Source organism: Flavobacterium sp. (assembly GCF_049318185.1).
In the GTDB taxonomy this organism is placed as follows: domain Bacteria; phylum Bacteroidota; class Bacteroidia; order Flavobacteriales; family Flavobacteriaceae; genus Flavobacterium.
In genome coordinates this window covers 1-3,025 of the sequence record NZ_JBMOGV010000180.1, presented here as the reverse complement: position 1 = coordinate 3,025, position 3,025 = coordinate 1, and the positions used below count along the sequence as shown (strand labels likewise).

At 34.6% G+C, this 3,025-nt stretch carries 3 protein-coding genes; all 3 read right to left on the bottom strand.

The genetic code is table 11. The annotated features are described in order from the left end of the window. Positions 1-239: 239 nt before the first annotated feature. Genes ACOYLT_RS11160 through ACOYLT_RS11150 form a run of 3 tightly spaced genes read right to left on the bottom strand, consistent with a single transcriptional unit; the run spans position 240 to position 2,487 of the window. A complete protein-coding gene (locus ACOYLT_RS11160; protein WP_422853923.1) occupies positions 240-1,031 on the bottom strand; it encodes a hypothetical protein in 792 nt (263 codons plus the stop codon). Then, on the bottom strand, positions 1,024-1,605 hold the full coding sequence (locus tag ACOYLT_RS11155; protein ID WP_422853922.1) for a hypothetical protein: 582 nt from the start codon (positions 1,603-1,605) through the stop codon (positions 1,024-1,026). The genes ACOYLT_RS11160 and ACOYLT_RS11155 overlap by 8 nt, the downstream gene beginning before the upstream one ends. Next, the gene (locus ACOYLT_RS11150; RefSeq protein WP_422853921.1) at positions 1,606-2,487 is read right to left on the bottom strand and encodes a hypothetical protein; all 882 of its coding nucleotides are present in this window, start codon (positions 2,485-2,487) and stop codon (positions 1,606-1,608) included. It lies immediately after the preceding gene. Positions 2,488-3,025: the final 538 nt, after the last annotated feature.

The following is a 3,025-nucleotide window of genomic DNA, read 5'->3' as shown; positions in this document are numbered from 1 at the left end:
CATCAGGTAAATATTTAATGCGTATTTGAAATGAGTATCAAAAAAGAAAAAATCTAATGAAAAAAATGATATTCAAATTGCAAAGCCTATAACAGTTGCGCTGGAAAGGAGGGGGCAGTTTGGAGTGGTCTAGTAAGGGCTGCTTAAGCGGATTTTGCTGCACTGCCAGGACCCAGTCAAAATGGGATTGTTATAATTCCAGAATAATTGTAGGTGTGAAGATAAGCGGTTAGCCACTTTTAATACAGCAACCTGCAATAAATTGTACTGGGATACATGGCCAAAAATGCCCAAATGAATGTATTTAACCCCATAGTGATTGCTGTTATTAAATGAAACAGGCCGAGTGCACCCAGTATCAACCAGCAATATGGGGCCGGTAGAAACCAAAATAGAATAAAGAGGGTCTCGGACAAAACAACACACAAAGAAGAAAAACGGCTGAATTGCTTGTGTTTCTGTAAAAAAATACCTAGTTTTTCCATTCCATAAAAGCCTGTTGAGAATAACTTCCATAAGTAAATGCCGTTTCGCCAGTTTTTTGCTCTTAACTTATTCCAGCCTGAGGTAAAATAAACCAACGTAAGTTGTGCTGCTAAAAAAATATGACAACTAAGTTTAATTATGGGGGAGGTACTTGCACAAAGTATAGAATAAATAATTGCAACTAAAAGGGCGGCTTGATCTGAACCATCTAGCCCATAGGGTGTTCGCATGGTAAAAAGCAAATAAGCTAAAAATACTAAAGAGAAAGCGATAGGGAACAGGTATTCGAGATTAACAAACACAGAAAGCAATAACAAAATTCCGGCAAATAGCCTGAAAAATGAAAAATAGTAAAATTTATCTTCTCGATAAATAAGGTTTAATTTTTTTGATTTTGGTAGTACCTGCGACCTTAATTTACTTATTTCCCAATTCATCAAGCCATTGCCACAAAATATGCTTTTTGAAAAAAACATTTCCATACTACTCGTGATTAAACCAACAGATAAGAAAACTGCAGTAAATATTATAGTATACTCAGGCATAAATATTTGGAGGAATATTATTTAACTCATTTTGTTCTAATTCATGTACAAAGGAAAGGAATAGTAAATCCATTTCTGTTGCTCCGGCTTCTTTCTTAAAAACGGCAAATTGAGTGTTAATGGCTAAGGGATCGTGATTGAGTTTGCTCACATAGTTAAGCAATAGTAAGTAGGGTATTGAGCCAATTAAAAATTCTTCATCTTTGCTTATTTTGATGTGATCCATTAAATCTTTGAAAATATCAAAGAAGGATTTATTAAGGCGTTTTTGAGGGTTCCATAAAAAGTGCCACCACTTTCTTTGCTCACTAAATGGTAATTTCTGCCAATTGGTAACCAAACCATCTTCATATTCATCACGATAGAATAAAAGTAAATGATAGGTGACAGGCATTGGAGCAAAAAAATACCAAGCCGGTAAAAAGTTAAATAAATCCCTCTGCCGGATTTGGTCAACCCATTTTCTCTGAAATTGTGATATTATAGTCAGAATAAACAATACAACTAAAAAGCATATTGTTAACACTTCTATAATTGTCATTGAACTATTACCATTACTCATGATATAATTCAATTAGCCAGCTGTTAATGCTTTTTCCCTCATAGCAAGCAATTGCGAGGCTGTTCTTTGTGGACCAAGTTTATTAATAAGTGTTGGATTAATTCTGATATCGCGTAGTAATGATGGTTTGGCGCAGCCAGCGGTAGCCGTCATAACTGCCACAGCTGCCAATGCAACTGCACTTACATACCACACGGATGTGCCTATAGCAACTGTTGATCCACCTATAAGCATTTCCCGGCTTCCTGTTGGTATTTGCTTGAGCGCATCAATTTCGGCTTTTACAAGATTGGGTTCATGTATAACTACCAATCCGTCAAATTTGGGAAGTGGCTTTGGGCCTGTACCACAGAATTCATCCAATATTATTGGTGGTATTGGAGGAAATTTCTTGGGATATGGGGTTCCGCAATAAGGTATATCCAAATAAGTAATGTTATCATCATATGGCAATATGCCACCATCGAGTAAGGTTTTGGTGCCGCATGTAAATTCAAAAAGATTTGAAGCTTCTAGAATCATTTTTTGAGCACTTTTTCTATCTGAAAGTTTTCTACTTGCAACCACATCGCCAATACTTTTCATAACCTCACCCTGTTCGGTTTCTTTACCGCTAGCAATTGCCTTTTTTAATTGTTTTAATAAAGGTGAAGTCTTTAGTCCAATGAAAATCCTAATAGTGCCTGGAAGTGCTAACATAGTGGTACCATCTTCACCCTTGGATGTGTATGAAACAAATTCGAGCGATGTAGATACTTTATGATTCATTAATTTCTTTTCCTGAATAGCATTTACAAAAGACAGTTCATCGTCGAGACCACTGATTTTCGATTGTAAGTCTGTTAATTTTTCTTTTGAAATCCTGTTCCTTGAAGTGGTTACAATTTTTGGCATATTGATTAGTTTTTAAATGATTGGGTATTTAGTGTAACTTAAAAAAAAATATTAACTTCTCCAAATGTATTTTGGAAGCCTCAATGTTTTTTTCAAGTGTAGGGTTAAACTAGATTCATTTTCAATTGGATAGGTTTATGTTCTTTGAATTCCTGGTAAAAAAGGTTTTCTGAAAGAGTTGGCAAATGCGTTTTTCTAACAGAGATACACTCATAATTTTAAGTATTTCATATGGTGATTGTTTCAGTTTTAATTATGCTTTTATAATTGCCATCAAAGTTTAAGTAATAATTGCGATATAGATTTGAGTGCTAACAGCGTTTTCAGAAATAACCCGGAATGATTTTATTTTAAGTGTTGCTTAATCCATTTAAAAAAAATTCAATCTCCCAACTATTTTTTATAAAGTAGTGCGATTTCAGTTGCTGGTAAAGTCAAATTAATTGATAGAAAAACATAAGACCTTTTTTGCTCCATATCTAGCCAGAGATTCATCAAATTTCCCATTATCCATACCCTATTCTATCTGAAGTATAAC